This is a genomic window from Bradyrhizobium sp. CIR48, assembly GCF_014198315.1.
In the GTDB taxonomy this organism is placed as follows: domain Bacteria; phylum Pseudomonadota; class Alphaproteobacteria; order Rhizobiales; family Xanthobacteraceae; genus Bradyrhizobium.
In genome coordinates this window covers 23,867-50,772 of record NZ_JACIHG010000017.1, presented here as the reverse complement: position 1 = coordinate 50,772, position 26,906 = coordinate 23,867, and the positions used below count along the sequence as shown (strand labels likewise).

At 64.1% G+C, this 26,906-nt stretch carries 30 protein-coding genes; 9 read left to right on the top strand and 21 right to left on the bottom strand.

Annotated features, from left to right (window positions below; translation table 11 throughout):
- Nucleotides 1-131: 131 nt before the first annotated feature.
- Nucleotides 132-2,195 (bottom strand): pseudouridine synthase, encoded by a 2,064-nt coding sequence (locus GGD66_RS37285; protein ID WP_183261651.1) that lies wholly within the window; start codon nucleotides 2,193-2,195, stop codon nucleotides 132-134.
- Between the two features lie 120 nt (nucleotides 2,196-2,315).
- Here GGD66_RS37285 and GGD66_RS37280 point away from each other — a divergent pair, with 120 nt between their 5' ends.
- Nucleotides 2,316-2,774 (top strand): nucleoside deaminase, encoded by a 459-nt coding sequence (locus tag GGD66_RS37280; protein ID WP_092255233.1) that lies wholly within the window; start codon nucleotides 2,316-2,318, stop codon nucleotides 2,772-2,774.
- A gap of 98 nt (nucleotides 2,775-2,872) precedes the next feature.
- On the opposite strand, the gene GGD66_RS37275 is transcribed toward GGD66_RS37280, so the two are convergent.
- Both GGD66_RS37275 and purD read right to left on the bottom strand, forming a co-directional pair.
- On the bottom strand, nucleotides 2,873-3,775 hold the full coding sequence (locus GGD66_RS37275; protein WP_179731629.1) for an alpha/beta fold hydrolase: 903 nt from the start codon (nucleotides 3,773-3,775) through the stop codon (nucleotides 2,873-2,875).
- A gap of 229 nt (nucleotides 3,776-4,004) precedes the next feature.
- On the bottom strand, nucleotides 4,005-5,288 hold the full coding sequence (gene purD / locus GGD66_RS37270; protein ID WP_183261647.1) for a phosphoribosylamine--glycine ligase: 1,284 nt from the start codon (nucleotides 5,286-5,288) through the stop codon (nucleotides 4,005-4,007).
- Nucleotides 5,289-5,618: 330 nt separating this feature from the next.
- On the opposite strand from purD, the gene GGD66_RS37265 reads away from it, so the two are divergent.
- The 3 genes from GGD66_RS37265 (at nucleotide 5,619) to GGD66_RS37255 (ending at nucleotide 7,294) form a co-directional block, all read left to right on the top strand.
- On the top strand, nucleotides 5,619-6,128 hold the full coding sequence (locus GGD66_RS37265) for a hypothetical protein (protein WP_183261645.1): 510 nt from the start codon (nucleotides 5,619-5,621) through the stop codon (nucleotides 6,126-6,128).
- Between the two features lie 59 nt (nucleotides 6,129-6,187).
- Nucleotides 6,188-6,643: a hypothetical protein gene (locus tag GGD66_RS37260; protein ID WP_183261643.1), complete on the top strand. Its 456-nt coding sequence runs from the start codon at nucleotides 6,188-6,190 to the stop codon at nucleotides 6,641-6,643.
- 234 nt (nucleotides 6,644-6,877) lie between these two features.
- Nucleotides 6,878-7,294, top strand: coding sequence for a hypothetical protein (locus GGD66_RS37255; protein WP_183261641.1), 417 nt, complete (start codon nucleotides 6,878-6,880; stop codon nucleotides 7,292-7,294).
- Nucleotides 7,295-7,443: 149 nt separating this feature from the next.
- On the opposite strand, the gene GGD66_RS37250 is transcribed toward GGD66_RS37255, so the two are convergent.
- From GGD66_RS37250 to GGD66_RS37225, 6 genes are all read right to left on the bottom strand, one after another.
- Complete coding sequence (locus tag GGD66_RS37250; RefSeq protein ID WP_183261639.1) at nucleotides 7,444-8,196, bottom strand: hypothetical protein; 753 nt, start codon at nucleotides 8,194-8,196, stop codon at nucleotides 7,444-7,446.
- The gene (locus tag GGD66_RS37245) at nucleotides 8,183-8,812 is read right to left on the bottom strand and encodes a hypothetical protein (RefSeq protein ID WP_183261636.1); all 630 of its coding nucleotides are present in this window, start codon (nucleotides 8,810-8,812) and stop codon (nucleotides 8,183-8,185) included. The genes GGD66_RS37250 and GGD66_RS37245 overlap by 14 nt, the downstream gene beginning before the upstream one ends.
- A 348-nt stretch (nucleotides 8,813-9,160) precedes the next feature.
- Complete coding sequence (locus tag GGD66_RS37240) at nucleotides 9,161-9,460, bottom strand: transcriptional regulator (protein ID WP_011090236.1); 300 nt, start codon at nucleotides 9,458-9,460, stop codon at nucleotides 9,161-9,163.
- Nucleotides 9,461-9,462: 2 nt separating this feature from the next.
- A complete protein-coding gene (locus tag GGD66_RS37235) occupies nucleotides 9,463-10,053 on the bottom strand; it encodes a hypothetical protein (protein WP_183261634.1) in 591 nt (196 codons plus the stop codon).
- A 65-nt stretch (nucleotides 10,054-10,118) separates the two neighbouring features.
- Entirely contained in the window at nucleotides 10,119-10,673 is a 555-nt protein-coding gene (locus GGD66_RS37230; RefSeq protein WP_183261632.1) for a hypothetical protein, read from the bottom strand.
- Nucleotides 10,670-11,776, bottom strand: coding sequence for an alpha/beta hydrolase (locus GGD66_RS37225; RefSeq protein ID WP_183261630.1), 1,107 nt, complete (start codon nucleotides 11,774-11,776; stop codon nucleotides 10,670-10,672). The genes GGD66_RS37230 and GGD66_RS37225 overlap by 4 nt, the downstream gene beginning before the upstream one ends.
- A gap of 138 nt (nucleotides 11,777-11,914) precedes the next feature.
- Between GGD66_RS37225 and xseA the strand changes: the two genes are divergently transcribed.
- The gene (gene xseA / locus GGD66_RS37220; protein WP_183261750.1) at nucleotides 11,915-13,537 is read left to right on the top strand and encodes an exodeoxyribonuclease VII large subunit; all 1,623 of its coding nucleotides are present in this window, start codon (nucleotides 11,915-11,917) and stop codon (nucleotides 13,535-13,537) included.
- A 191-nt stretch (nucleotides 13,538-13,728) separates the two neighbouring features.
- Here the strand turns inward: xseA and GGD66_RS37215 are convergent, their stop codons facing one another.
- On the bottom strand, nucleotides 13,729-13,872 hold the full coding sequence (locus tag GGD66_RS37215) for a hypothetical protein (protein WP_179731649.1): 144 nt from the start codon (nucleotides 13,870-13,872) through the stop codon (nucleotides 13,729-13,731).
- A gap of 256 nt (nucleotides 13,873-14,128) precedes the next feature.
- Nucleotides 14,129-14,953: a dienelactone hydrolase family protein gene (locus tag GGD66_RS37210; protein WP_183261628.1), complete on the bottom strand. Its 825-nt coding sequence runs from the start codon at nucleotides 14,951-14,953 to the stop codon at nucleotides 14,129-14,131.
- A gap of 190 nt (nucleotides 14,954-15,143) precedes the next feature.
- On the opposite strand from GGD66_RS37210, the gene GGD66_RS37205 reads away from it, so the two are divergent.
- Complete coding sequence (locus GGD66_RS37205) at nucleotides 15,144-15,371, top strand: DUF2093 domain-containing protein (RefSeq protein WP_018321926.1); 228 nt, start codon at nucleotides 15,144-15,146, stop codon at nucleotides 15,369-15,371.
- 130 nt (nucleotides 15,372-15,501) lie between these two features.
- Here the strand turns inward: GGD66_RS37205 and GGD66_RS37200 are convergent, their stop codons facing one another.
- On the bottom strand, nucleotides 15,502-15,810 hold the full coding sequence (locus GGD66_RS37200) for a hypothetical protein (RefSeq protein ID WP_026202638.1): 309 nt from the start codon (nucleotides 15,808-15,810) through the stop codon (nucleotides 15,502-15,504).
- Between the two features lie 505 nt (nucleotides 15,811-16,315).
- Between GGD66_RS37200 and GGD66_RS37195 the strand changes: the two genes are divergently transcribed.
- Nucleotides 16,316-16,513, top strand: coding sequence for a hypothetical protein (locus GGD66_RS37195; RefSeq protein WP_084674967.1), 198 nt, complete (start codon nucleotides 16,316-16,318; stop codon nucleotides 16,511-16,513).
- A gap of 372 nt (nucleotides 16,514-16,885) precedes the next feature.
- On the opposite strand, the gene GGD66_RS42300 is transcribed toward GGD66_RS37195, so the two are convergent.
- Genes GGD66_RS42300 through GGD66_RS37160 form a run of 7 tightly spaced genes read right to left on the bottom strand, consistent with a single transcriptional unit; the run spans nucleotide 16,886 to nucleotide 23,082 of the window.
- Complete coding sequence (locus tag GGD66_RS42300; RefSeq protein ID WP_245283343.1) at nucleotides 16,886-17,524, bottom strand: GYD domain-containing protein; 639 nt, start codon at nucleotides 17,522-17,524, stop codon at nucleotides 16,886-16,888.
- A 9-nt stretch (nucleotides 17,525-17,533) separates the two neighbouring features.
- Nucleotides 17,534-18,550, bottom strand: a complete 1,017-nt coding sequence (lpxK, locus tag GGD66_RS37185; protein ID WP_183261626.1) for a tetraacyldisaccharide 4'-kinase — start codon at nucleotides 18,548-18,550, stop codon at nucleotides 17,534-17,536.
- A complete protein-coding gene (locus GGD66_RS37180; RefSeq protein ID WP_183261624.1) occupies nucleotides 18,543-19,877 on the bottom strand; it encodes a 3-deoxy-D-manno-octulosonic acid transferase in 1,335 nt (444 codons plus the stop codon). The genes lpxK and GGD66_RS37180 overlap by 8 nt, the downstream gene beginning before the upstream one ends.
- Nucleotides 19,840-20,559: a lysophospholipid acyltransferase family protein gene (locus GGD66_RS37175; RefSeq protein WP_183261622.1), complete on the bottom strand. Its 720-nt coding sequence runs from the start codon at nucleotides 20,557-20,559 to the stop codon at nucleotides 19,840-19,842. The genes GGD66_RS37180 and GGD66_RS37175 overlap by 38 nt, the downstream gene beginning before the upstream one ends.
- Nucleotides 20,556-20,798: a DUF4170 domain-containing protein gene (locus GGD66_RS37170; RefSeq protein ID WP_018648410.1), complete on the bottom strand. Its 243-nt coding sequence runs from the start codon at nucleotides 20,796-20,798 to the stop codon at nucleotides 20,556-20,558. The genes GGD66_RS37175 and GGD66_RS37170 overlap by 4 nt, the downstream gene beginning before the upstream one ends.
- Nucleotides 20,799-20,858: 60 nt before the next feature.
- Nucleotides 20,859-21,677 (bottom strand): 3'(2'),5'-bisphosphate nucleotidase CysQ, encoded by an 819-nt coding sequence (locus GGD66_RS37165; RefSeq protein WP_183261620.1) that lies wholly within the window; start codon nucleotides 21,675-21,677, stop codon nucleotides 20,859-20,861.
- Entirely contained in the window at nucleotides 21,664-23,082 is a 1,419-nt protein-coding gene (locus GGD66_RS37160) for a TldD/PmbA family protein (protein ID WP_177237061.1), read from the bottom strand. Before GGD66_RS37160 ends, GGD66_RS37165 begins: the two co-directional genes overlap by 14 nt.
- 265 nt (nucleotides 23,083-23,347) lie before the next feature.
- Here GGD66_RS37160 and GGD66_RS37155 point away from each other — a divergent pair, with 265 nt between their 5' ends.
- Nucleotides 23,348-23,866 (top strand): DUF6101 family protein, encoded by a 519-nt coding sequence (locus GGD66_RS37155; RefSeq protein ID WP_183261618.1) that lies wholly within the window; start codon nucleotides 23,348-23,350, stop codon nucleotides 23,864-23,866.
- A 103-nt stretch (nucleotides 23,867-23,969) separates the two neighbouring features.
- Here GGD66_RS37155 and ubiA read toward each other — a convergent pair whose 3' ends face one another.
- Both ubiA and GGD66_RS37145 read right to left on the bottom strand, forming a co-directional pair.
- Nucleotides 23,970-24,923, bottom strand: a complete 954-nt coding sequence (gene ubiA, locus GGD66_RS37150; RefSeq protein WP_092255282.1) for a 4-hydroxybenzoate octaprenyltransferase — start codon at nucleotides 24,921-24,923, stop codon at nucleotides 23,970-23,972.
- 141 nt (nucleotides 24,924-25,064) lie between these two features.
- Complete coding sequence (locus GGD66_RS37145; protein WP_018321914.1) at nucleotides 25,065-25,727, bottom strand: hypothetical protein; 663 nt, start codon at nucleotides 25,725-25,727, stop codon at nucleotides 25,065-25,067.
- Nucleotides 25,728-25,937: 210 nt separating this feature from the next.
- Between GGD66_RS37145 and GGD66_RS37140 the strand changes: the two genes are divergently transcribed.
- On the top strand, nucleotides 25,938-26,696 hold the full coding sequence (locus GGD66_RS37140; protein ID WP_183261616.1) for a 16S rRNA (uracil(1498)-N(3))-methyltransferase: 759 nt from the start codon (nucleotides 25,938-25,940) through the stop codon (nucleotides 26,694-26,696).
- Nucleotides 26,697-26,906: the final 210 nt, after the last annotated feature.

The window sequence follows — 26,906 nt, the reverse complement described above, 5'->3', positions numbered from 1 at the left end:
CCCTTGTGGGGAAGGGTTGGGGAAGGGGGTGCCACAAGCAGCGACCTCTCGTGGGGTACCCCCCTCCCTAACCCTCCCCCACAAGGGGGGAGGGAACGAGAGAGTGCCGAGCGACGAAGAGCTCCTCACTCTCAATCCTCCCGCGGCGTCAGGTCGCGCTTGCCGTGATAGCCGCGCTTGGGACGGCGCGGCGGGCCGTAGCCGTTGGCCTCTTCCTCGTTGCGCTCGCGCGCCTCCTCGCTGCCGGTGCGCTGCACCAGCACGCGGCGGCCCTTGCGGTCGTTGATGACGGCACGCTTGCTGGTGGGCTTCTTCTCGTCATCACCCGCAGAAGATTTCTGCGGCACGTCGAACTGCGCACCCGACTTCTCGATCACCTTGTCGCCGAGCTGGTCGCGCAGCACGCGCGAGCGGATCTCCTCGACCTGACCTTCGGGCACCTCGCCGAGCTGGAACGGACCGTAGGAAACCCGGATCAGGCGATTCACCTCGAGCCCGAGATGGGCGCAGACATTGCGCACCTCGCGGTTCTTGCCTTCGCGGATCGCGAACACCAGCCAGACATTGGCGCCCTGATCGCGCTCCAGCGTCGCTTCGATCGGACCGTATTTGACGCCCTCGACCTCGATGCCGTTCTTGAGCTCGTCGAGCTGCGCCTGGGTGACGTCGCCATGGGCGCGAACGCGATAGCGGCGCAGCCAGCCGGTGTCGGGCAGCTCGAGCGTGCGCGCGAGCCCGCCGTCGTTGGTCAGCAGCAGCAGGCCTTCGGTGTTGAAGTCGAGCCGGCCGATCGAGATCAGGCGCGGCAGGCCTTCGGGCAGGTTGTCGAACACGGTCGGACGACCCTCGGGATCGTCATGCGTGGTCATCAGCCCGCGCGGCTTGTGATAGAGGAACAGCCGCGTGCGCTCGCGCTCCGGCAACGGCTTGCCGTCGACCAGGACGACGTCGTTCTTCGTAATGTCGAGCGCCGGCGAGTTGATGACGCGGCCGTTGACGGTGACGCGGCCCTGCGTGACCATTTCCTCGGCATCGCGGCGCGAGGCAAGCCCCGCGCGGGCCAGCGCCTTGGCGATGCGCTCGCCGGCCTTCTTCGGCTTCGGCGCTTCTTCGCGGCGCGGACGGCGGTCGAAATCGCGGTCCCGCTCGCGATAGGCGCCGCGGCCGCCGAAAGCGGGACGCTTCTCGAAAATCCTGCTGTCATCCTCGTTGTCACGGCGCGGGCGATCGCCGAAACGACCTTCGCTGCGCGGATGCTCGTGCCAATCGGAACGGCCTTCCGAGCGCTCGCGCGGACGATTGAATTTCGGCCGGTCGCCGCCACGCCCGCCGCGGTCGCCATCGCCGTCGCGGCGGGGCCGATCGAACTTCGGACGATCCTCGCGCGCCCGATCGAATTTGGGCCGCTCGCGGAACGGACGGTCACCCGAGGCACGATCGTCGCGGGAGCGCGAGAAGCGCGGACGGTCCTCGCCGCCTTCGCGCTTCTGCCACGGCTTGTCCTCGCCGCGATCACGGCCGCCGAAATCCTTGCGCGGGCCTTTGCCAAAATCCTTGCGCGGCGGACGATCGCCACGCGGACGGTCGTCGCGCTTCTGCCACGGCTTGGAATCACCGCGCTCGCCGCGGTCGCGATCAGGACCGCCCCGCGAAAACTTCCGCTCGCCGTCGAACTTGCGTTCCGGACGATCGCCACGCGGCGCGTAGGGCCGTTTGTCACCGAATTTCCTGTCGCCTGACCGGCCGGCGGGACGGGAATCGTCACGGTCCCGGCTGCGCGGCGGACGGTCGTCACGGCCATAGGACGGGCGATCACCACGCGGCTTGAATGGGCGCTTCTCGCCATCGCGCGAGGAGCGATCGGAGAACGGACGGTCGCCGCGCGGCTTGAAGCTGCGCTCGCCGCGACCCTCGCTGCCGCGGTCCTCGCGCTTGAAGCGGGGACGGTCGGAAAAATCGCGGCGCGGGGCATCGCCCTCCTCGCGGCGGCGGAACGGTTTCCCCTCGCGCGGCGCGCGGCTGTCACGGTCGCCACGCGGCGGGCGGCTGTCGCGATCGCCCCTCCCTTCGCTCCTGCCCTCAAAACCGCGCTTGGCGAACTTCTTCTCGGGGCCGCGCGCCTTGCCGGAACGGCCGCCTTTGGGCGGGCCTCGCCGGCCGCGGGAATCGTTGTCTTTGTCGCTGTCGCGAGGCATGAATGATCTCACTCAAGGGGGTGGCCATTAGGCATTGTGCGCGCTCGTTCCGAGCCGCATGCCCAGGCAAAACCGGTAAGCACTTCTGCTGAAGGCGCAGCTACTAGCAGGTTTCTTCGGATGATACGAGGCTTGAAAGCCCCCTCCTTCATGGATTTGGCGCTCAAAACGGCCGAAAATGCCGGAAAAGCGGGCGAAGTTCCGATCGGTTGCGTGGTGGTCCGCAATTACGAGGTCATCGCCACCGCGGCGAACCGGACGCTGACCGACCATGACCCCACGGCCCATGCCGAACTTGTCGCGCTGCGCGAGGCGGCGAAAAAGATCGGCAGCGAGCGCCTCGTCGACTGCGACCTCTACGTGACACTGGAGCCCTGCACCATGTGTGCGGGCGCGATCTCGTTTGCAAGGGTGAGGCGCCTCTATTACGGCGCCGCCGATCCCAAGGGCGGCGCGGTGGAATCCGGCGTGCGGTTCTTCGCCTCGCCGACCTGCCACCACGCCCCGGACGTCTATTCCGGGGTCGGCGAGAGCGAGGCGGCGCGGCTGCTCAAGGAGTTCTTTCGGGAGCGAAGGTAGGGCCGTCGTAGCCCGGATGGAGCGAAGCGCAATCCGGGGCAGTGTCGCGGCGTTGACAGACCCGGATTTCGCTTCGCTCCATCCGGGCTACAAGATCGTCAGCCCGAAAAGAACTCGCGCAGCGCCTCTGCCGTCACGTCGGGATTCTCCTCGGTCAGGAAGTGCCCGGAATCCACCGGCATGCCCACAACGTTCGTCGCCCATTGCTGCCAGGTGTCGAGCGGCGTCGCCGCGGCTTGCGCCACGCCGGCATTGCCCCACAGCGCCAGCATGGGAATGGTGATCTTCTTGCCGGCTTCGAAATCGGCCTTGTCGAGGTCGTAGTCGAAATAGGCGCCGGCGCGGTAATCCTCGCACATCGCATGCACGCGGGCGGGATCGCGGAACGGGGCGAGGTAATGCTCGAGCGCGCGCGGGTCGATGGCGTCCAACGTCCTCGACTTGGTCTGGCTCGCCATCTTGAAGCGCAAGAAGAACTCGCCATTGCCAGAGATCAGCGTCTCCGGCAGCGGATAGGGCTGCGCCAGGAAGGTCCAGTGATAGATCTTCAGCGCGTAGGCGCGATTCATCCGCTCCCAGTAATTATAGGTCGGCAGGATATCGAGCACCGCGAGCTTCGACAGCCGGCCGGGATGGTCGAGCGCGAGGCGGTAGGAGACGCGGCCGCCGCGGTCGTGGCCGGCGAGCGCGAAGTGCACGTGACCGAGCCGCTCCATCACTTCCACCATCGCCTTGGCCATCGCGCGCTTGCTGTAGGGGATGTGCAGCGCATCGCTCTCGGGCATGTCGGACCAGCCGTAGCCCGGCAAATCGGCGATGATCAGCGTGAAGTGCCTGGCCAGCTCGGGCGCGACCTGGTGCCACATCACATGGGTCTCGGAGAAGCCGTGCAGGAGCAGCAGCGGCGGCCCGCTGCCGCCGACGCGGGCGAAGATGCGGCCGAAGGAGGTATTGATCCATTCGGCAGCAAAATCCGGATAGAGGTCGGCGAGATCGGACATCTTTCTGCATCCTTTAAAGGGTCAGTCGGGGCCGGCCCCGACACCTAAAATTGCTAAAACAACCCCATGCACAGTAGCGGTATCATCGGCGGGGCTACTAACCCCAACAGCTGATTGCACATTCTGGAATGTCGATATGGCGGCGCGGTGACACAAGCCCTCGAGATTCTCGGATTGGCGCGCTTTACGCGCCGTCCGGGATCGCGAGCCGGTTCTTGTCAGCTGCTTGTCAGCCCCTGGCCTTCTCCGCCTCCACCGCCTGCCAGCCGATGTCGCGGCGGCAGAAGCCCTCGGGCCAGTTGATGCGGTCGACGGCCTGATAGGCGCGCACTTGCGCCTCCGTCACGGTCTTGCCGAGCGCGCAGACATTGAGCACACGGCCGCCATTGGCGAGGATCGCGCCGTCCTTCTCGACCGTGCCGGCGTGGAAGATCTCGACGGTGTCCACCTTCGCGGCGTCATCGAGCCCGTCGATCCGCGTGCCCTTCTGGTAGTCGCCGGGATAACCCTTCGCCGCCATCACCACCGTGAGCGCGGAGTCCGGATGCCAGCGCAGATCGAAATTCTTCAGCTGGCCGTCGCAGGCGGCGAGGAACGCCGGCACGATGTCCGACATCATGCGCAGCATCAGCACCTGGCACTCGGGATCGCCGAAGCGGACGTTGAACTCGAACAGTTTTGGCCCCTGCGTCGTCAGCATGATGCCGGCGTAGAGAATGCCGCGGAACGGCGTGCCGCGCTGCTTCATGCCTGATACCGTCGGCAAGATGATCTTCGCCATGATCGCGTCGTGGATCGCGGGCGTCACCAAAGGCGTCGGCGAATAGGCGCCCATGCCGCCGGTGTTCGGGCCGACGTCGTGGTCGAACACCCGCTTGTGGTCCTGGGCGGAGGCCAGCGGAATGGCGGTCTCGCCGTCGCACAGCGCAAAGAAGCTGATCTCGCGGCCCGGCAAAAACTCCTCGATCACGACTTCAGTGCCGGCCTCGCCGAACGCGCCCTCGAACATCATGGCGATGGCGTCTTCGGCCTCGCCCACTGTCTTGGCGACGACGACGCCCTTGCCGGCGGCGAGCCCGTCGGCCTTCACCACGATCGGCGCGCCCTGGCTGCCAACGTAGTCGCGCGCATCCTTGGCGTTGGTGAAGCGCTTGTAGGCGCCGGTCGGAATGCCGAATTCGGTGCACAGCGCCTTGGTAAAGCCCTTGGAGCTTTCGAGCTGGGCGGGGATCTTGCTCGGCCCGAACGCCTTGATGCCGGCGGCGGCGAGATCGTCGACGATGCCGGCCGCCAGCGGCGTCTCCGGCCCGACCACCACGAGCTCGACCTTGTTCGTCTTGCAGAAGTCGATCACCGCGGCGTGGTCGGCGACATCGAGCGCCACGCATTCCGCCTCCCGCGCGATGCCGGCATTGCCGGGCGCGCACCAGAACTTGGTCACCAGGGGGGAGGCCGCGATCTTCCACGCCAGGGCATGTTCGCGGCCGCCGGAACCGAGCAGGAGAATGTGCATCGAGGGCTCGAAATGAGGGGTTTTGCTGGGGGCGGAAGTCGCACGAATCGGGGTGGGGCTCAAGGGGCTTACGGCGAAGTCCCCTCCATTCCGGGGTGCGGCGAAGCCGCGAGCCCGGAATTCTATCGGGCCCACCATGCACGGAGCGGTTCGCGACGCTCCGGAATTTATCTCCGCTTTCGGCGGAATGACGAACATTGCCGAAGCCGGACATCGCAGCGAACGTTAGATCAATTTGTAACGCTGGTCCTGATACGGCGTGTATGATCATTCTGGAATCCCAACGATTCCGTTTTGCATGGCTCGCAGCCGATCAAGCCCGAGACTGAAATGAAGGCGTCAGTAACGTTCACCAAGGAAAACGCAACGAAGCACGGTAAACGGCTTATGGCGTTGGCCCTGTATCGGCGCGGCAAGAGCTTCATCGGAGCGGCGGTCTTGCTTGAACGACAACTGGGCGCTGACAGGTACGTTGTGCTGCACCTTCTCTGCCAAGGCGCCGAGATAATTCTGAAAGCCCTATTGCTTCTCTTGGACTACGAAAAATATATCAAGCAACAGCGACGACACGGGCATGACCTTAATCGCGTGGTGGCAGTTGCCATCAAGGCATTTGGGTTGCACCCGATGCGCCCAAATCTCGCCCAAGAAGTGCAGGCATTGAACAACTTCTATTCACGGCATCTTCTACGATACGATGGCCTCCATGACATCCTTATTGATCCGGCTAGCATCGAGAGCAACCGAGTGTTCCGAAGGATAGTAGCTGTCCTCCGGATCGCTGAGCGTGAACTCACTAAAAGCGCCGGATCAAGCCGACTGCAGGGCTCCCAGCCGTGACACTCACTCCTGAGGAGCCATACAGCGTAGCGAAGGGCTATGTTCAATCGGCATATGCAATGATGACCAATCCGCATCGTTTGCAGCTGCCGGACGACATCTCACTTTTTATGGCGTTTCACATGCTATGCGGATTCGCTACGGAGCTCTATTTGAAAGCATTCCTCATTCACAAGGGCCACAATGAGCGCGATTTGAGGAAGCGAGAGATAGGCCACGACCTACTCAAGCTCCGCTCTCTTTGTTTGTCCGAGGGGCTGCACCATAGCGGAATGGACATGCTGGTCGGTCTGTTGGCCAAGCATCACAAAGAGTTTGAGTATCGCTATATGAAACGCAACGTCACATACTGGACGGAAGACCTGCGCACGATTTTCTCTGCGTTCTCGCATCTGGACCGAACTATAGATGCAGCCATCGGTGCGAGCGCGTCGCATGGAGTTGCGGGAGGTGGTCGCTGGGACTTTCCAATGGATGAGGGGTGGCGACTTCCGGGGATCACTGAAACTCGTTAGGGGCCCGCTCACCTCCACTTGCAGTAATCGCTTCACTATCGATTGGGAATTACAGTGACAGTGCACTAAATTCCAAAGCCAAAGCATCAGTTGACATGGTTTAGTGCACCGTCACCGTAATCCGGATTCCCGGTGTCTCTAACGAGAAAGAGCCGGTGGAAATCGCGAATTACTGCTGGACTCGTACACCCGCTGAGGTCGTAGCTTTGGGCTAACGCAAGTGGAGGCGGGACGATGGTTACGATTGCAGAAGGCTTGGCCGCCGCATCGGCCGGATTGAACTTTGCGAAAGATCTACTCGCTCTAAAAAAGATCTACGAGGACGCCGATCTAAAACTCAAGATCGCAAGCCTAAACGAATCCCTCGCGAAGGCAAAGACCGCGCTATCCGATGCCGAGGAACAGTTGCGCGCAAAAAACGCGGAGGTCGCTGCACTACAGAAGAATTTCGAATTCAAGGAGACGCTGATCGAGGTGCGGGGCTATAAGTACGAAAAGGGCCCAGATGGAAAGCCGACAGGCTTTGCGTTCTGCCAACGGTGTGAGCAGGAAGGTAAACTCCATCGGCTAACCAAGTCACACCGTCCACAGCACTACAACTGCCCGAATTGCGGGCGGGACTTCAAGGGCGGGGTCACGCAATACCGGTGACCTGCGTAAGAATTACGGTGACAGTGCACTAAACTCAAGCCAAGGTAATCAGTCGACATGGTTTAGTGCACTGTCACCGTAATCCGGGAGCTGTTTTGGACCCAAGTATTAGGTGCGGCTGAGGCGTGACGCGGTGAAGCAGCTCTACCTCACGTCAGAGCAAGCACCACGTTGTTGATGAGGTCGGTCACCATATCGTCGGCCTGTGATTGGGTCACCACAACGGTGGACGGGTGGGCGACGATGTTTCGACGATCCAGCTTAGCCTTCATGATCTTGTAGATGTCGTCATTGATAAGGCCTGCGCTGCTCGCGATATCGACCACCTGGCGCTCTTGAAATTCATCGCGGAAGTCGTCGTATTTGGTCACCTGGATGTTTTTGAGGGAAGGGTAACGCTTCGGCGTCGTGGCATTGAAATCTTCAAGCCTCTTCGCATCGTTGAGAATCCAATCGAGCAAATGAGCGTAGGCGAGGTTCCAGACCATAACGATGCAAGACCGATAGGCCTCGATGCGGTAGCACTTCAACGCTTCTTGCAGGAATGCGCGTTCCTCTACGGTGGGCACCTTGCTGGGGAGGTCCGTCAGGATCTTGCTCACCGCCACCACGCTGTGATGAACGCCATACTTCTTATCGAGGTCTGACCGAACGGAGCGGGCAAGTTTATATTTGCCCTTCTCCGCGATCACTTCTTTCGCGTCAGCGAGCCTGGATATGTAGGTGGCGAGCGCCGCGGGCTCGTCGATGTGAAGCGTGTCGTAGCACCATCGGATTTCCGCAGGGCCGAAGAACTCTTTGCCTCCGTGGGTGTGAACCCACCAGGCAAAGAGCTTGATCTTCTCTTTCGGAGCCGCTGCATCAAAACCGGGGACCTGATCGACCAGGTCACGCAGCTCCATTGCTGCCGCCGAGCTTGTTTACGAAGTCGAGCCCGATGTGGTTGATTTCGTAACCCTTGTCAGACTTATCGAAATATTTGTTCTTGGCCTTCAGGAGCCGCAGTGGCTGGGTGAAGTCCGGGATGTTGGTGGACCAACCGATCGACTTGAAGCACGTAAACATATGGTCGCCGTTCACGGCGTCGATGCCCCGGCACTCCTTCAACCAAGCCGCCGCGATCATGTACTTGTTGATCTGCTTCTTCGAGTCCTTTCCCTGCGCAAAAGTCGCCAGAGAAACTGGAGCGTGCATGTCCATGGGGACGACGCTCGGGCTCTTCGGCTGAGACCGCTTCGCGCGCGGTTTCGCCGGCTGAGATACAATCTCTTCCTCCTCGACCACATCATCAACGACTTCTTCTGCCTGACCTTCCACGTCAGCCGCGGGTTGGTGCGTGATGGTCTTCGCAGCGCTGCCGTTGAGCCGCTGCTGCACGATCGTCGTGCCTGGCCCGCGCAAGGCGTTCTGAAGAACTTGGTTGAAAGAGGATAGATCGCCGTCCGGGATCTCAGCATCAAGGACGACCAAGCGGACGCGGGCCGGTCCCGAACTTCTTACAGTGGTATTCTTTGCCATTACTCTGTTTCCAAACTAAAGGGGCGAATCACACGTTGTCTCTTACCCATTGTGTATCCATGGGTTGAGAGTTCCGGGCAAGGGGAAGTTGCTTTTTTGTTCCGTTTATCCGACCTATCCCCGACTTGGGGGCAAAATCCCAGATTCGCCCATGCCCACCCCTTGAGTACCTCCGCTCCGAGATCGAGCGAATGCGCGGCCAAATCGACCGTCATCGTGAAGAAATCATCCATAACTACGGTGACATTCCGGGCGCGGCGAAGCCGCGAGCCCGGGATCCATAACCACCATCGTGAGTATGGATTCCGGGCTCGCGCCCAAGAGGGCGCCCCGGAATGACCGGCCAACCTACACCTGCTTCCCCGCAATAATCTCCTGCAACGTCGCCACATGCCGCGCGAACGCCCCGCGCCCCGCCGCAGTGGCAGTCACCGTCGTCTGCGGCTTCTTCCCCACGAACGCCTTCTCCACCGACACATAGCCCGCCTTCGCCAGGGTCTCGATATGCGCGCCGAGATTGCCGTCGGTGGCGCCGGTCAGCTTCTTCAGCCGCGAGAACTCCAGTCCGGCTGTCGCGGGCAGCGCGTTCAGCGCCGCCATGATCTTCAGCCGCAGCGGCTGGTGGATGATGTCGTCGAGCTCCGCCACGGCTAGCCTCGCCGCATCCAGAAGATACCCGCGATCAGCGCGCCGCCATTGACGGCTGCCATCCACGGCAACAGCGGTACACCCGGGATACAAAAATATCCGATCAGCGTTAGCGCGATGATGGTCGCGCCGAGCGGTGCAAAGGCGTAGCCGAACCGAAGCCCCGCCGTCAGGTAGACCAGCGTGATGTAGACCTCCCAAAACACCGTTTGCTGGCGCGGCGAGAACCTGCCGAAATGACAGCAGACGAGGCCAAAGGCGGCGATCAGCAGGAGCGCCAGCAGACTGCGCCTGTCGGACAGGCGGATGCCGTTTCTCGAAAGATGATAGGCGCCGAGAGCAACGAGGCCGAGAGCCGAGACGACGTAGAGTGCAAACCAGAAATACAGCCCGTCATTCACCACGAACCAGCTGTTCCAATAATAGGCCCCGTAGCGCGGCCAGAACCACATCAGGACATCGTCGGCAAACGGCATCACGGCCCATATCAGCAGGACGAGACCCGCGACCAGGTAGACCTGCGACCGCTGCCCACGACGAACGGCATGCTCATTGGCGTTCAGTGCTTCAGGAGCCTGATGACTGTCGATCACGGGCTCGCTCCTTCTCGGGCGTTGGATGCAGGCTGGGGAACGATGTCGTCGAGCCCGGACATGCGCTAGATCCGCCGCATCCAGAGGCCGCCGAGGATCAGGCCACCGCCATTGACGAAGGCCATCCACAGCGGGAACGCCTCGCCGATATAGAAGAAGCCGAACAGCGTCAGCGCCGTGATGCCGAGGCCGATCGCCACGAAGGCGTAGCCGAACCACAGCCCGGCGAGTGTGTAGAACAGCATGAAATAGATCGGCCAGAACGTTCCCAGCTGGCGCGGACCAAAATGACCGACGACGTTGGTGACGAAATAACCGAACGCGAAGAACAGCGCGAATATCAGGAACAGCCTGATGCCAACGCCGGCGCCAAAGGGGTGGCTTTTCGGATCGAGCACGCGAAGTGCAATCAGACCGCCGACGCCGAAAACATCCGCGGCAACCCAGGCGTAGACCGCGTAGATCGGCCAAAGCCAGGTCACGAGATTGGCTGCGAACACCAGCACGCCCCACCAGACCGCTGCGAGGCTCGCCAGCTCATAGAGCTGCGATTGCTTCACGCGCTGGACGATATCGTCGATATCGGCCAGCGCTGCGGACGCCTCCCTGCTGTCGATCACGACTGCCCTGCCCCGCGCGTTGCCACGTCCTCGGCGATCACCGAGATCGCCTTCGGATGGGTGACGATGCCCATATGATTGATGCCGTCAATGACCTTGACGTCGACCGACGGCTTCACCGCCTGCACGGTCTGCGCATATTTGTCCGAGATCATCATCTCGTCATCAGTGCCGCCGAAGATGGTGATCGGACGCGTGGTTGCCGGCAGATCGACGCGATAGCCGCGCGTCGCGAAATTGCGCGTCAGGCGATCGGAATAGGTCGAGACGAGGTACTTCGCCGAGCTCGGCGGCACCGCCAGGGCCAGCACAGGAAGCTGCGAACAGCAGTCGATGCCGAGCTTGCGCAGCGCCGTCAGACCGAAGAAGCGCGGGACATTGAAATTGGCCCAGCCGCCCGCGTTCGGCCGGTTGGTCGGTGCGTCATAGCCGAGATAGGGCGCGAGCAACACGGTGCGCACGAACATGTCCTGCATGATCGGCGTCGCGGCGACGCGCAGCGAGAAACCGGCGCCGGCCGAATGGCCGATCAGAGTGAGCGGCAGATCCGGCGCGGTCTTGCGAACTTCGGCAACGAAATCGACGAGGTCGTCCTCGAGCTGGCCGACATAGCCGATATCGCCGCGGGTGCCGGAGCCGCCATGACCGCGGATGTCGAGCGCCCAGGTCTCCACCCCGCGCGCGGCGATCGCGTGTGTCAGCGCGTGGTTAACGGTGCCGCTGGAGCCGGACGAGCCATGGATGAAGATCGCGCCGCGGCCCGCCGCCGGGCCCCCGGAGCCATTTCCGTTCCGATGGGATCGGGCTCCGGATTCTTGTTTTGACGCGTTTTCTTCACGCGAACCGGCTTCCACTTCGCTTGAAAACGCTTTGGCCGCATAGTGGCGATAGCCGATCCAGGTGCCGTCGCGGGCCTGGAAGCGCTCCAGCGGCGGCAGCGTGGTCCAGTCGATCCCCTTGGCGGAGTCGGAGACCGACCGCATCTCGGGTGGCCGCTGCAGCGGCGTTGCGATCATCGCGGTCAGGATCAGCGCCACGCCGCCGACCGCACACAGGGCCCATTTCAGACCGCTCAAGACGCCGCGCAGCAACCGGATCGCCATGGCTTACCTCCCTCAAACTCATCAATCAATAGAGAACTCTATAATACAGAGTACTCTCCCAATCAATTCCTCGATTGGCGCCGCGCGGCGAAAATCCTTAACGTCGGGTCTGACCCCAAAATGCCGAATCGTTTGCCGATGCCGCCTGCGGAACAACTGAACAACGCCTTTGAATTCACCGTCTCCGAGCTCTCCCAATCCCTGAAGCGGACGGTGGAGGATACCTATGGCCATGTCCGGGTCCGCGGTGAGATCTCGGGGTTCCGCGGCGCGCACTCCTCCGGCCATTGCTATTTCGCGCTCAAGGACGAAAGCGCCAAGATCGAGGCGGTGATCTGGAAGGGCGTGCACGGCCGGATGCGCTTCAAGCCCCAGGAAGGGCTCGAGGTCATCGCCACCGGCAAGCTCACGACCTATCCGGGCTCCTCGAAATACCAGATCGTGATCGAGGCGCTGGAGCCGGCCGGCATCGGCGCGCTGATGGCGCTGATGGAGGAGCGCAAGAAGAAGCTCGCCGCGGAAGGGTTGTTCGACGAAGCGCGCAAGCAGCTGCTGCCGTGGCTGCCGGAGGTGATCGGCGTCGTGACCTCGCCGACCGGCGCGGTGATCCGCGACATCCTGCACCGGCTGGAGGACCGCTTCCCCCGCCGCGTGCTGGTGTGGCCAGTCAAGGTGCAGGGCGACGGCTCGGCCGAGCAGGTCGCGGCCGCCATCCGCGGCTTCAACGCGATTGCCCCGGGCGGCAAGATTCCGCGCCCCGATGTGCTGATCGTCGCGCGCGGCGGCGGCTCGCTGGAAGACCTCTGGTCGTTCAACGAGGAGATCGTGGTGCGGGCGGCAGCCGAGAGCATGATCCCGCTGATCTCGGCGGTGGGGCACGAGACCGACATCACGCTGATCGACTTTGTCGCCGACAAGCGCGCGCCAACGCCGACGGCGGCGGCCGAGATGGCGGTGCCGGTGCGCAGCGAATTGTTCGTCGAGGTCGCCGATCTCGGACGCCGCACCCGCGCCTATTGGCAGCGCGCCCAGGAAAGCCGTCGCAGCGAGCTGCGCGCCGCCGCACGCGCGCTGCCGGCGGCCGGCGATCTGCTGGCGATCCCGCGGCAGCGGCTGGATTCGGCGGGCGCATCCCTGCCCCGCTGTCTCAAGGCCAACACGCATGCGCATTTCCGCCGGTTTACCGCCGCAAGCTCAAAGCTGACGCTGCGGGTGCTGCACGGCCAGATCTCTCAGGCCGACCACCGCCTCACCGTGTGCGGCGAACGGCTTGGCCTGTCCGCGCGCTCGCTGCTGCGGCGGCGGCGCGACCGCTTTGCCGGACTCGAGGTTCGCTTGCGCGCCTCAAAGCTCTCCAATGCGCAGGCACAGCGCAACACGATCGCCCGCCAGCGCGAGCGCACGCATCGCCTCAGCGAGCGCGCCGGCCGCGCGCTCGTCACGTTGCTGCAGCGGCTGGAGGCCCGCGTCGAGAACAGCGGCAAGCTGCTGTCCGCACTGTCCTACCGCAGCGTGCTCGCGCGCGGCTTCGCGCTGGTGCGGGACGAGGCGGGGCATCCGCTGCATGCGGCCGACAGCATCGGGCCGAATGCGCGGCTCGAGATCGAGTTTGCGGATGGACGCGTGGGCGCGACCGCGGATGCGGATCGCCCGGCGCCAACGGCCAAGCGCACGCCCGCGCAGCCAAAGTCGGCTGCGGCGGACACAAAGCCCGCGCCGAAGCGTGTGGCCAAGCCGGTGGATCAGGGCAGCTTGTTCTGAGGTGTGAGGCGCCTCTGCGATCGCAGCACTCCCAATGCCAACCCGTCATCCTGAGGTGCGAGGCTTGCGATGCGGACGCATCGCAAGGTGAGCCTCGAAGGATGTACGGCCGCGATGCAGCCGGGCCGTCGCCCTTCGAGGGCCGCTGAAGAAGCGGCCGCCTCAGGGTGACGGTGTTGGACTGATGTACTTCACCTACACGACAATCCCGCGTCGATCGTGGTCCAGAAGCCGCAATGCTCCGGCGCGCGCTGTGGGGCGCCGGCTTGGGCCTCGTACAGGAAGATCGCGACGGTGAAGACGGCCAGTGCGGAGGCGAAGAGGACGATGCGCATGAGGACTGCGTTTAATCGACATCGTGGTCGAACTAAGGCGCCCTCACCTGCTGAAACCGGCGCCGCGTGCGATCCGTAGATTCCGGGTCGGCCATCAAGTCCGTGCAGGGCGGTGGTCGATGCGGGGCTGTCCGCCTGAATTTGTTCCTCGGACGGGACCCATAGCCCGGGTGGAGCGAAAGCGTAATCCGGGTTCGTGCCACGCGCTGCGCTGTCCCGGATTGCGCTGCGCTCCATCCGGGCTACGGGACTTCCTTTACCGCGCCAGCCACTGCGCGACGTCCTTTTGCGACTCCGCGCGCGCCTCGGCATCCGTGCCGAGATGGCCGCGCTCGGGCACGGCGGCATCGTTGCTGCCGCCGGCGGCGTGCAGCGGTGTGTTGGCGCGGTCGAAATCGTGATAGGCGTCGGGATAGACCACGATGCGTGCGAGCGCGCTGCGGCCATGCGCGCCCTCGACCATCTGGCGGCAGGCCGGCGGCGAGGAGACGTCGTCATTGGCGCCGATCAGCACCAGGGTCGGCACCCGCGTGCTCCAGCCGAGACCGGCGGAGATCCGGCAGTCCGGATAGAACGCGATCGCGGCGCGGAAATCGGGCGCCAGGTCGCGCGCCGCGCTCTGCGGCCGCACGGCCCACAGCAGCGCGCTCGCGCCGTTGGCCCAGCCCATCAGGCTGACGCGATCGCGCGCCACCCAGGACTGCTTCATCAGCCAGGCGCGCGATGCCGCGACGTCGGTGACGCGCTCACGCCGCGCCTTGACGTGCATCTCCTTGACGCGGCATTGCGGCCCGAGCTCACGCGAGCCGTAGCTGTCGGGCAGCAGCACGGCATTGCCTGCCCTGAGCAGGCGCTCGGCCCAATCGCGGTAGCGCGGCAGCACGGAATCGGAATGGCTGCTGAGGCCGTCGCAACCGTGCAGCGCGATCACGGCCGGAAATGGCCCCGCCCCTTCAGGCTTGTAGAGCTGCGCATGCAGCACGCCGGACGCCAGCGGAATGTCGACCGGCTGCGGCGCCGGCGCGGCATGCGCGGCGGACATCAGCAGCGTCAGAAACAGGGCGGTCAGTCGAAGGCGCATCGGACTCTGCCACAGGAGATGCCGGAACCAGCGATCCTTCGCCCAAGCACTATCACGCGGAAACGGCGGCAAAACATCACAAACCGGTGGGTTTACCGGGCGGACAAGCCGCCCTATCTATGCTACATCCCGTCCAACACATCGCCCTCCAGGGTTTCCACGGAGCGGCCTTCCACGGAGACTTTCGACCGTGCTGAACAAGTTCGGCCCCTCGGGCCATGGCGAAGCGCAAGTGCAATATCTCGACGGCGACTTCCGCGTGATCTCGCCGGGGACCTTCGTGCGCTGTGCCATCACCGACACGCGGATTCCGCTCGACGAGCTGAAATACTGGAGCGTGGATTTGCAGGAGGCCTACGCCACACCCGCCGCCGTGCTGCAGCGGCATTTCCCCGGCGCGCCGAAACCGCAGCAATGAGCTTTCCGCTCTCCTAGGGTGGGCAAAGGCGCTAAGCGCCGTGCCCACCATCTCTCCATGACCGCGACGAGCAACGTGGGCACGCGTTGCTTTGCGCACCCTACGACAGCGAGTTCGTGGCGTCGTTCTGCTATTGCTGCTCGGGACCATCCGCACCCACACAAGTCTTGATCGCGCTCTTCCTGGCTTCGCCGACGACCTTCTGATCGATCGCCTGCTTCAGGCAATCGAGCCGCGCCTGCGCCATGCAGAGCTGCAGCTGGTCGCGCTTGTCCTGTCCTTTCAGGCTCGCGGTCGTCGCAAGGCACGTCACGCGCTTGGTCGCAGGAACCGGCACGGTGACGGTCGGGCTTGCTGTCGGCGCGGGAGTTTGCGCGAAGACGGGCGCAACGATCAGACACACAAGGCTGGCGGCAACGGTCGCAGACGGCAGTTTCATCGAATTCTCCTGATCGTCGGGAACCGATAGGCGTTTTGCGATGAATGTCGCCTGAATGGCAGGCTGCTGCGGGCGGCAAAGCGCAGCAGTGCGGCCTGGCACGAGCGGTGCAGCTTTTTTCGCGTCATGGGGATGGAGACGATGTTCGCGTGCACCTGAGCCGCGAGTCTCACGGAGAAAAGATCTCCGTGGTGCCGATCCGCGTTGCATCGAAGAATACTTGCACTCCGTAGTTAGTCATTTCGCGTTGTGGTTGGATTCTTTGTTGCAATCCGGCGCCCTTAAGTTGTTTGACGAAGTCTTGTTGAAACAGAGAGCTGCTACAGTGTTCGTTAGGTAACTGGCCCTGTTCCTTTTATCGCACAGACAATCAAGTCAACCAAACAGCCATCGAGCTTTGGAATTGGCGCAGTCTGTGAACGGGCTCATATCGAAAGAGCCATCCGACGGGCTACGATCACCTCGAAAATTTGCGGTGGAATATCTGTAAATCGAGAGTCAAACGATGGGGGTGATCATGCCCACCATATTGGACTTGCTCTATCGTGAATATTGTCGCGCCCGTCTCGCTGAAATGCGCAAACAGCTTCTGATCGCAGCTGAACGCTCCGAAGCTCTCGAAGCGCTTCGTCATCCTGCGGATCAGGTTGACGATGAGAGGACGGACGCACATCGCAAGACCGTTCACGGCCTGCCGCATTGAAGTGGCCCGCGACCGGCGATCTCTCCCGCGTAGCAGTGACCAAGCAATTGGCAACAGTTTGGGAGTGAGCAATGAATACACCCGAATGCTATACCGTCGCGGTAGCCTGCGTCTCGTGCCTGACCATTATTGGATTAATGGCCGTCGGGGCGTGGTGAGCACGACTGATTGCTGAATTGCGATACCGGTACGCGTGAAGACGCCGCGCCAAGAACGGGAATCCAGAGCTCCGGCTCTGCTTCAATCAGAACCGAAGCTCTAAAGCATGATCCGGAAAAGTGCGCAGCGGTTTTCCGAAAAGATCATGCTTACACAACAACCTAAAGCGCGACGACGATTCATCCTCATCGCATCGCGCTTCAGATCCTGATGTCAGCTTCCGGGCGGGGTATACGAAGAACGCAGCTTCGCCGCGTTCTGGCGGACCTGCTTGATCTCGTCCTGCGTGAACAACCTGGTCAGTTTCACATTCTGCAGGGTGCCTGCGGTGACGGTCAGGCCGGAAATGGCCGGCGCCGCACCCGGATCAGGCACATCGAAAATCACCAAAACGCCTGGGCCGTCGGCCGCAACGCTGTACATCGAAAGCAGCTTTCCGCCGGCCGCTTCGATGAGCTTTCGTGCCGCCTCCTGGCGATCGGTGGTGGGATTCTCCAAAATGGCATTGAGAGCGCGTGGGGTGTACTGTCCGGTGAGGCAAAAATGCATGGCATGTTCTCCTCTGGTTTTTGGCAATGATTTTCCCTGCCGTTCCGAACTGATCGTTACGGCCGCTGCATCTGAAGTGATGAAGGTACTGCCCGCCGTGGGCATAAACGCCGTCGATGATTTCCGGGAGGTCGGCACGTCCCGGTGACGGCTCTCATCAAAGGCTACATCAACTCCCGAACGTGCGGAAGAGAATTCATCAGCCGCGACATGTCGCCCGATCAGTTGTCGAATACCGCATGGCGATGGATGAATTGTTTTTCCATCCTCCGCTCTTTGGCTACGGCGGACTAGCTTACCCACCAAACGAGATCATCGCCTGCTGAACCGCCGCTCGCGCGCCTTGTAGAGATGATCGCTGATCAATTGCCGGAGCGCTGTCGGATCATCGAATTCGAGCTGCACAGCGAACGGCACGATGCTAGCAGGCAGGCCCTCGCGGCCGCGGAGGCGCGCGAGATCCTTTTCCGTCGTCACCAGCGTGTGCTGCTCGCGCTGCGCCTCCGCTGCGAGAGCTGCGATCTCGTCGTTTGAAAACATGTGATGATCGGCGAAGGCGCGCGTGCGCGCGACCTCGATGCCACAGGCGCGCAAGCTGCGGAAGAATCGTTCGGGATCGCCAATGCCCGCGAATGCGAACACCGGCTTGCCCAACAGTCTTGCGACCGACCCGGCGTCCGGCCTCAGACGCGCGCGCAGCTCCGGCTTGTCGCGCTTGGCAAGCTCGGCCGCGACATCGTTGGCGGCACGACCGTCGCCGATCAGCACCAGCGCATCGGTGCGCGCGAGCTGCGCCTTCAGCGGCGCGCGCAGCGGGCCGGCCGGAAACACCTTGCCATTGCCGAGGCCACGTTCGCTGTCGATCACGATCAGCGAGGTGTCCTTGACCAGGCGCGGGTTCTGGAAACCGTCGTCCATCAGGATGACGGTGGCGCCTTGCGACTTCGCCAGCGCGACACCCTCGAGGCGATCCCGCGCGACCGCGACCGGGACGTCGCGCGACATCATCAAGGGCTCATCGCCGATGTCGGACGCGGTGTGGCGCGCGGGGTCGACCATGACCGGGCCCTGCAGGCGTCCGCCATAGCCGCGACTGAGCACCACCGGGGTCTCGCCGAGCTCGCGCAAGAGCTTCGTCAGCGCCAACACGGTCGGTGTCTTGCCGGCGCCGCCGACATGATAATTGCCGACGCAGATCACGGGGATGCCGGCATCCACGCCCTTGCGCAGCATGCGCCGTTCGGTGATTGCGCCGTAGAGCGCTCCGAGCGGCCACAACGCGTACGACTGGAGGGAACGTGGCCGGTACCAGAAGGCCGGCTCACGCATTGGCGGCTCCCATCTCGATCCGCAACTGCAGCAGATACGGCTCGAGCGCGATCATGGTGCGATCGAGCGCGCCGCCGAGCTCCTCGACCACGCCGCTGCCCGCGCGCTGCATCTTGTCGCGCAAGGTGGGATCGGCCAGCAGCTGGCCGAGCTGCTTGACCAGCGCCTCCGGCGTGTCGGCCTGGCGCGCACCGCCGCTGCCGTCGAGCGCCTCATAGACATCGGCGAAGTTGAAGACGTGCGGACCATGGACGATCGCGGCACCGAGCTTGATCGCCTCGATCGGGTTCTGCCCGCCATGACGGATCAGCGATCCGCCCATGAACACGATCGGCGACAGCCGGTAGAACAGGCCGAGCTCGCCCATGGTGTCGGCGACATAGATGTCGGTGGTCGCGGTCGGCAGCTCCTCGCGCGAGCGCAGCGCCGGCTTCAGGCCGGACGCCGTGATCAGGCCTGCGATCGAGGAGCCGCGATCGGGATGGCGCGGCACGATCACGCTGAGGAGCTGCGGGAAGAAGCCGGCGAGGCTGCGATGCGCCGCGACCAGCATCTCGTCCTCGCCCGGGTGGGTCGAGGCCGCGACGATGATGGGGCGCCCGCGCGTCATCGCCATCAGCCGTTCGAGCTTGGCGGGATCGGCCGGCGGTGCCGGCACGTCGAGCTTGAGATTGCCTGTCGTGACGACGTCGCGGCCGCCGAGCGCGGAGAAACGCTCGGCATCGGTCTTCGACTGCGCCAGGCAGATGTCGAAACGCGACAGCAGCGCCGAGATGGTGCCGTGCATGCGGCGCCAGCGCGGAAAGGAGCGCGGCGACATCCGCCCGTTGATCAGCACCATCGGCACCCGGCGGGTAGCGCCCGCCAGGATCAGGTTCGGCCACAGATCGGATTCGATGAACAGCGCCAGCGACGGCTTCCAATGATCGAGGAAGCGCGCGACATAGCGCGGGGAATCATACGGCACGTATTGATGGATGACGTCGGGCGGAAACCGTTTTGCGACCACGGCGGCCGAGGTGACGGTGCCCGAGGTGAGCAGGATGCGCAGATTGAGATCGCGCAACCGCTCGACCAGCGCCGCAGCGGCCAGCACCTCGCCGACACTGGCGCCGTGGATCCAGACCAGCGGACCATGCGGCCGCACGTCCCTGGACAGGCCGCGCCGCTCGCCGACGCGCGCGGGATCCTCCTTGCCCTGCTTCAGCCGCCGCTTGATCAGCGCCGGCGCAAGCGGCACCAGGCCGGAGGCCAGCCGCTGATACATCCGCAGCGTCATCGGCAACGAATTAGGCATCTTCCGGTCCCGGGCGGCCGAGTTGCGCATAGGCGCGGCGGGTCGCCTCGTTCAACGTGTCTTCCAGCTCCTGCCGCAACGCTTCCATCATGGCGGCGTCGGCATCTGCGGGAACGTGGATCTCCTTGATGCCGACCAATACGCCCCGCCCGAAGGGCAGATTGATGGTGGTGCGGTCCCAGTTCTTCAGCCGGATGAAGCGGCTGGTCGCCATCGCGAAAGGCATGATCGGCCGCCCCGATTCCCGTGCCAGCATGATGATGCCGAGCCCGGCCACGCGCGCGCGCTTGGGAACATCGGCGGTCAGCGCGACATTACAACCGTCCTGGAGCGTGCGCACCATTTCCTTGAAGGCGCCGACCCCGCCCTTGCGGTGGAAGGCACCGCCATGATCGCCGGAACCGCGGATGGTGCCGATACCGAGCCGCTCGACGGCGATCGCATTGAACTCGCCGTCGCGGTGGCGGGAGATCAGGACCTTGGCGCGATAGGAAGCCTTGTTCTGGTTCTTGATGAAGGGCGTGAGGAAATGCTGGCCGTGCCAGAACGCGAAGATCGCAGGCAGCTGCGGCTCAACCTGCGCATAGACGTCGGGCGGATCCAACGTGAATTTGTTGGTCCGCCAGACCAGACGCAGATATTCGGCCGCCAGGACCCCGACGGCACGCTGAACGAAGCTGCTTCGCAGCGTATTGCGAAGCAGTTTTTTCAACGCGCCGGTTCTTGATTCGGGTCGAGCAACCGGTGGAGGTGGACGATGAAATAGCGCATCTGCGCGTTGTCGACCGTGCTCTGCGCCTTGGCCCGCCAGGCGGCATGGGCGGTCGCGTAATTCGGATAGAGGCCGACGATCTCGACGTCGTCGAGATTCTTGAAGGTGTTGTGCTCGAGATCGACGAGTTCGCCGCCGATGACGAGGTGAAGCAGTTGTTGCGGGGCACTATCTGGCATGGGTTCTCTTTCTAGCGGACTGCCCGGCAGCAGTGGTCGACAAAGCACAGCGCACGCGCTTTAGGCCAAGGGGCGGTTTCGAAAATGCGCGACAATGCCCGCATGACGATCGCGTCCCGCTGCCACCAGCACCCCGTGCGCCACTTCCCGGCGGTTATAGAGGATGGGTTCTCCGGAGAGGTCGCTCATCCTACCATCGGCTTCCTGCACGATCAAATCGGCCGCCGCAAGGTCCCAATCATGGCTGTTGCCCCCCGCAAAAGCCGCATCCAGCGCGCCATGGGCGACCCGGCACAGGCGCAGCGCGAGCGAGCCGATTCGCGGATGCAGCTTGATCTCGCCGCCTGATCTGTTGAGCCGCTCGACCATCGGTTTCGGGCCTGCGATGCGGGAGAAGTCGAGCGCGGATCCGGGCGAAGCCTGCACGGCTGCGCCGTTGAGCGTGGTGCCCTGGCCGCGTGCGGCGAAGAAGAACTCGCCGCTCGTCGGCGCGAATACCGCGGCCAGCACCGGCGCGGCATCCTCGACCAGCGCGACGCTGACGCACCAATCGTCGTGGCCATTGAGGTAGTTGCGCGTGCCGTCGATGGGATCGACGATCCAGGTCAGCCGCCGCGACAGCCGCGCCGCATCGTCGGCGCTCTCCTCCGAGAGCCAGCCGTAATCCGGCGTCGCGCTGCGCAGGCGCGCTTCGAGCAGGTCGTTGACGGCAATGTCGGCTTCGGAGACCGGCGAGGATGTGCCCTTGGTCCACTTCTTCAGTTCGGTGCGAAACATCGACTGCGCCAGCGCACCCGCCTCGCGCACCGTGTCTTGCAGCAGCGCCGCATCGCGCGTCAGGATGGTTTCGCCCGGCGCGTTCGCCTCAACGTCCGCCAAGCGTCAATCCCTCGATGCGCACCGTCGGCGCATTGATGCCGTAGCGGAACTCGAGATTGTTCGCGGGCTGCATCGACTTGAAGATCTCGAACAGATGGCCGGCGATCGTCACCTCGCTGACGGGATAGGTGATCTCGCCGTTCTCGATCCAGAAGCCGGAGGCGCCGCGGCTGTAATCGCCGGTGACGCCGTTCACGCCGGAGCCGATCAGATCGGTGACGTAGAAGCCCTGCTTGATGTCGGCGATCAGCTCGGCCGGGCTCGGTGTGCCGGGCTCGAGATGCAGATTGTACGGCCCGGGTGAAGGCGAAGAGGAGACGCCGCGATGGGCATGGCCGGTGGTGGCAAGGCCGAGCTCGCGCGCAGTGGCGCAGTCGAGCAGCCAGGTCGTCAGCACGCCCTCGTCGATCAGCGCGATCTTCTTCACGGCAACGCCTTCGGCGTCGAAGGTCTGCGAGCGCAGGCCGCGCTTGCGCAGGGGATCGTCGATGATGCGGATGTTCTTCGCAAACAGCTGCTGGCCGAGCTTGTCCTTGAGGAAGCTGGTCTTGCGCGCGATCGAGGCGCCGTTGATGGCGCCGACGACGTGGCCGACCAGGGAGCCGGCGACGCGCGGATCGAACACGACAGGCACCTTGCAGGTCTCGACCTTGCGCGGATTGGAGCGCGCCACGGTGCGCTCGCCGGCGGAACGGCCGACGATTTCCGGCGACAACAGGTCCGCACCATGCGGCGCCGAGGTGAAGTCGTAATCGCGCTCCATGCCGGTGCCTTCGCCCGAGATGGCGGTGGCCGAGATGCCCTGGCTGGAGCGCAAATAGGAGCCGTGGAAGCCGGTCGAGGTGACCAGCACCATGCCGCCCATGCCCGCGGAGGCCGAGGCACCGCCGGATTTGGTGACGCCCTTCACGGCGAGCGCGGCAGCTTCGGCCGCGAGTGCGCGGCGCTCGAGCTCGCTGGTGGCAGGCACATCGGGATCAAGCAGATCAAGATCGGGGAAGTCGCGCGCGAGCAGCGCGGGATCGGCGAGCCCGACATATTTGTCGTCGGGCGCAACGCGCGCCATCGCGACCGCGCGTTCGGCGAGCTTGGTCACGGCATCGCCGCTGACGTCGTTGGTCGAGACCACCGCCTGGCGCTGGCCGACCAGTACCCGCAGGCCGACGTCGTCACCCTCGGAGCGCTCGGATTCCTCGACGCGTCCGTCGCGCACCTCGACGCCTTGCGAGACGCCGCGCACCGCGACCGCGTCGGCCGCATCCGCGCCGGCGCGCTTGGCCGCCTCCACCAGCCGCTGCGCCAGATCCGACAAAGCGGACTGGTCGAACAGGTCGCGGCTGGCCTTTGACCCCTTGGAGGAATCCTTGGACGAAAGCGTCGAGCTTGCGGATGGTGAAGAGTTCACGAACGAAATCCTGTTGGGGCGGGGGTTCGGGACCGGAACCCACAGATGTGCCCTGATCGCGCGGACTTCAAGCATTTTCAGCCCGCCAAAAGCTCAGATTCGCACCTTTGGCGCAACGTCTCGTCAATCATGCGCGCCAAGGTCTTGTCAATCATGAGCAGCAGTGACGGTGGGTTAACCAGCCTTTTTAAGCGGTTTCGGAAAGCGGCGCGCTAAGGTCCTCGCATCGACCGGGAACATAATCCCGGCGGGGAGAACTAAAGCCGTGAGGCGTCAAACAGCAACATGCGGGGTCGCTCCCGCCGGGTCGAGCCGCTCTCTGCGGCTCGACCCCCTTTCCCTTCCGGTCCGCTTCGATGCGCACGATCCGCGCGCCGACGGACATGTCAGGCAGATCGAGCTTCATCGCGAACGCGTCGTGCTTCGCCGTGCCGTTCGCGGCATGCAGATGGCGATCAACGTCCGCGTCAGCGACTTCACAGGCGTCGCACTGCGCGGCAATGACGAAGCGCAGGCCATCGTCCTGGTGCATCGCGATCCCTCGCTCTCCGTTCCGCTGCTCGTCGGCGCCGACGGCGAGGAGCTCGTCGAGGCCTTGGCGATCTGGAGCGAGCTGTTCGCGCTTCCGCAGCTCGACGAAGGCGCGCGCAAGCCCGCGGCCCGCCGCCGCCGCGCCAATGCGATCCGCGCCCGCCGTCCGAAATTCCTGATGCGCCGCCGCACCGGCATCGCGCGGGAGCTGTCGGTTCATCGCGAAGAACGCGAGATCATCGCGAGGAATTGAAGGTGCCGTAGGGTGGGCAAAGCGCAAGCGTGCCCACGTTCTTTGTCGATCATTGAGAGCTCGTGGGCACGGCGCAAGGGCGCCTTTGCCCACCCTACGGGAGCTACGCCCGCATCACCGCGTCGGCGAGCAATCCTGCAAACAGCAACAGACCCGCATCCCTGTTCGACTTGAACAAGCGCAGACACAGCTCGGGATCATCAATCCGCAAGCGCACGATCTGCGAGGCCAGGTGCGCGGCGAAGGCGGCAAGCCCGAGCCAGGCCGGCCAGCGCGCATCGCCTGAGGCCAGCGCGACACCGATCAGCATCACAGCGAGCCCGTAGAACAGGATCAGCGCCTGGTGCGTATGCGCGCCGAACAGGCGCGCGGTGGACTTGATGCCGATCAGCGCGTCGTCGTCGGCGTCCTGATGCGCGTAGATCGTGTCATAGCCAATCACCCATGAAATCGCGCCGGCATAGAGCACCAGCGCGGTGACGTCGATGCGGCCGAAGGTGACGGCAAATCCCATCAGGGCGCCCCAGGAGAAGGCAAGACCGAGCACGATCTGCGGCCACCAGGTGATGCGCTTCATGAAGGGGTAGATCGCGACGATCAGGAGCGAGGCGATGCCTGTCGCAATCGCGAAGCGGTTGAACTGCAGCAACACGATAAGGCCGATCAGCGCCTGCACGACCATCCAAGCCAGCGCCTGCTTCGTGCTCACCTGCCCCGACGGCAGCGGCCGCGAGCGGGTGCGCTCGACCTTGTCGTCGAGGTCGCGGTCGGTGATGTCATTCCAGGTGCAGCCCGCTCCGCGCATCACGAAGGCGCCGATGAAGAACAGCACGATGGTGAGCGGCAGTCCGCGGACGTCATGCGCCATGCCGCTCGCGAGCGCCGCCGACCACCAGCACGGCATCAACAGCAGCCAGGAGCCGATCGGACGATCGAAGCGGGACAATCGCAAATAGGGCCGCGCCCATGGCGGCGCGAGCGTATCAACCCAGTTGCCGGTGGAATCGGCAACGCGGGCGGATGTGCTAGTGTCCAGTTTTCGAAGTTCGTATTCCATCGCGGCGTATCCCGGTACGAACTTCGAAAACTACAAGGGCACTAGCAAGAAACTATAATTCACGTGCCGCTTATCGATTTGAAGTTCTCATGAGGATCTCGCGGCAAACACCGTAGGAACTTCAAATCGGCGGCACGTGTATCATCGGGTCAGGACGTTGCCGTTGAGCGTGTCGAAGGTGCTGCCGCCCTTCTTGCCGGCATTGGCCTCAGGCGCCGAGCCTGAACCTAGCACCTCGCTCAACGACGGGCCGGCCGGACCGCGCGGCTGGTTCTGCATCTGCTGCGCGACGTTGCAGACCTTCGTCGCCATGGCCTCGGTATTCTTGTGACCGTCCTTCATCTGCGCGCCGATCTGCGGCGGGATTCCGCATTTGGCGGCGTGGGACTCGATGTACTTGATCATCTTGGTCTCAGCCTGGCTGAAATTGCGGATCAGCTTGCAGGCTTCGTCCGGCGGCGCATGACGGTCGCTCGCGGCCTTGATCAGCTTGCCGCGCTTCTCGGCTTCCTCGCGCAGAGGAATGAAAGCCTTCATGCAGTCCTCGCCGGGGCCGCCCTGGGTCGGCGGGGCCGCGCTGAACGCGCCAGCGCCGCCGACGGGCGCGGCGCCGTTCACGGGAAAGGACGATTGCGGTGCCGTGCCGACCGAAGCGGTCGGCGCCGAGCCGTTCACCGGGGGAAACGCGGAACTGGTGGCGGCCTGGTTCGGCAGCGGCGCCGGGAAGGCGCTTTGCGCATAGGCGCCCGCGGTGCTCAGGGTGACCATGGCGGCAGTGATCGGAACCATCAAATGACGGATCATCAAGATAGTCTCTCCGGCAGGAGCTACGGGGTTCAGCGTCTTCCCAATTGAAGCGCAACCAGCGTGTTCGCGTTTTTACGATTCCCGCCGGCGCTTAACAACCCGTTGAATAGGGCAATAGCGCGGCGCGGGGACGCACCGTTTCGGCAATATTTACCCCCGGAAAGGCTGCTTTCGGTTAAGAACGGCCCCAAATCGGACTCCTGAACGATGCCCTCCCACGATTTTCGCGCTCCCCGCCTGTTCGTCGACGCTCCCCTTGCCCAGGACGCCAGGATCCCGCTCGACCGCGACCAGAGCAATTATCTCGGCAATGTGCTGCGGCTTGCCGCCGGGGCCGAGGTTTTGGCCTTCAACGGCCGCGACGGCGAGTGGCAGGCCGCCATCGAAGGTCGCAAGCGGCCGGACGGCCTCGTGATCCTGCAGCAGACCCGGCCCCAGGACAAGCTGCCGGACGTCGCCTACGTTTTCGCCCCGCTCAAGCATGCCAGGCTGGATTACATGGTCCAGAAGGCCATCGAGATGGGCGCCGCCGGCCTGCAGCCGGTCCTGACCCGGTTCACCCAGGCCTCCCGGGTCAACACCGAGCGGATGCGCGCCAATGTCGTCGAGGCGGCCGAGCAATGCGGCATCCTGAGCATCGCCACGGTCGCCGAGCCGGTGCCGCTGGAGCGGTATCTCAGTCAGCGCCCCGCGGGCCGCCTGCTGATCTTCTGCGACGAGGCGGCGGAGCTGCAAAACCCGGTTCAAAGCCTGCAAAACGCCCGCGAGGCCGGACAGGGGATCGACGTGCTGATCGGCCCCGAAGGCGGCTTTGCCGAAGAGGAGCGCGCCCTGCTGTTGCGGCAGCCCAGGATCCTCCGGCTGGCGCTCGGCCCGCGGATCATGCGGGCCGATACCGCCGCCGTCGCCGCGCTGGCGCTGGCGCAGGCGGTGCTGGGTGATTGGGGTGGCAAGACCGGCACCTGACAAGGCTCGATTGGCAGCCGCAGGGGAGACGCGCCCCCTCTCCCGCTTGCGGGGGAGGGTTGGGGTGGGGGTGCCTCCGCGTCGGGATTGTCTGAGGCTTAGGGAGAAATTCTCCTAGCGGAAAGAGCCCCCACCCGGCGCTTCGCGCCGACCTCCCCCGCAAGCGGGAGAGGTTGAGCGAGCCCGCGGCGGCCCAGGTGGCTCCCCTCG

What these genes read in the sequence shown, in the direction of transcription:
- GGD66_RS37285 (WP_183261651.1), bottom strand. Translation starts at nt 2,195, where the DNA reads ATGCCTCGCGACAGCGACAAAGACAACGATTCCCGCGGCCGGCGAGGC.
- GGD66_RS37280 (WP_092255233.1), top strand. Translation starts at nt 2,316, where the DNA reads ATGATACGAGGCTTGAAAGCCCCCTCCTTCATGGATTTGGCGCTCAAA.
- GGD66_RS37275 (WP_179731629.1), bottom strand. Translation starts at nt 3,775, where the DNA reads ATGTCCGATCTCGCCGACCTCTATCCGGATTTTGCTGCCGAATGGATC.
- purD (WP_183261647.1), bottom strand. Translation starts at nt 5,288, where the DNA reads ATGCACATTCTCCTGCTCGGTTCCGGCGGCCGCGAACATGCCCTGGCG.
- GGD66_RS37265 (WP_183261645.1), top strand. Translation starts at nt 5,619, where the DNA reads ATGAAGGCGTCAGTAACGTTCACCAAGGAAAACGCAACGAAGCACGGT.
- GGD66_RS37260 (WP_183261643.1), top strand. Translation starts at nt 6,188, where the DNA reads ATGATGACCAATCCGCATCGTTTGCAGCTGCCGGACGACATCTCACTT.
- GGD66_RS37255 (WP_183261641.1), top strand. Translation starts at nt 6,878, where the DNA reads ATGGTTACGATTGCAGAAGGCTTGGCCGCCGCATCGGCCGGATTGAAC.
- GGD66_RS37250 (WP_183261639.1), bottom strand. Translation starts at nt 8,196, where the DNA reads ATGGAGCTGCGTGACCTGGTCGATCAGGTCCCCGGTTTTGATGCAGCG.
- GGD66_RS37245 (WP_183261636.1), bottom strand. Translation starts at nt 8,812, where the DNA reads ATGGCAAAGAATACCACTGTAAGAAGTTCGGGACCGGCCCGCGTCCGC.
- GGD66_RS37225 (WP_183261630.1), bottom strand. Translation starts at nt 11,776, where the DNA reads ATGGCGATCCGGTTGCTGCGCGGCGTCTTGAGCGGTCTGAAATGGGCC.
- xseA (WP_183261750.1), top strand. Translation starts at nt 11,915, where the DNA reads ATGCCGCCTGCGGAACAACTGAACAACGCCTTTGAATTCACCGTCTCC.
- GGD66_RS37215 (WP_179731649.1), bottom strand. Translation starts at nt 13,872, where the DNA reads ATGCGCATCGTCCTCTTCGCCTCCGCACTGGCCGTCTTCACCGTCGCG.
- GGD66_RS37210 (WP_183261628.1), bottom strand. Translation starts at nt 14,953, where the DNA reads ATGCGCCTTCGACTGACCGCCCTGTTTCTGACGCTGCTGATGTCCGCC.
- GGD66_RS37200 (WP_026202638.1), bottom strand. Translation starts at nt 15,810, where the DNA reads ATGAAACTGCCGTCTGCGACCGTTGCCGCCAGCCTTGTGTGTCTGATC.
- GGD66_RS37195 (WP_084674967.1), top strand. Translation starts at nt 16,316, where the DNA reads ATGGGGGTGATCATGCCCACCATATTGGACTTGCTCTATCGTGAATAT.
- lpxK (WP_183261626.1), bottom strand. Translation starts at nt 18,550, where the DNA reads ATGCGTGAGCCGGCCTTCTGGTACCGGCCACGTTCCCTCCAGTCGTAC.
- GGD66_RS37180 (WP_183261624.1), bottom strand. Translation starts at nt 19,877, where the DNA reads ATGCGCAACTCGGCCGCCCGGGACCGGAAGATGCCTAATTCGTTGCCG.
- GGD66_RS37170 (WP_018648410.1), bottom strand. Translation starts at nt 20,798, where the DNA reads ATGCCAGATAGTGCCCCGCAACAACTGCTTCACCTCGTCATCGGCGGC.
- ubiA (WP_092255282.1), bottom strand. Translation starts at nt 24,923, where the DNA reads ATGGAATACGAACTTCGAAAACTGGACACTAGCACATCCGCCCGCGTT.
- GGD66_RS37145 (WP_018321914.1), bottom strand. Translation starts at nt 25,727, where the DNA reads ATGATCCGTCATTTGATGGTTCCGATCACTGCCGCCATGGTCACCCTG.
- GGD66_RS37140 (WP_183261616.1), top strand. Translation starts at nt 25,938, where the DNA reads ATGCCCTCCCACGATTTTCGCGCTCCCCGCCTGTTCGTCGACGCTCCC.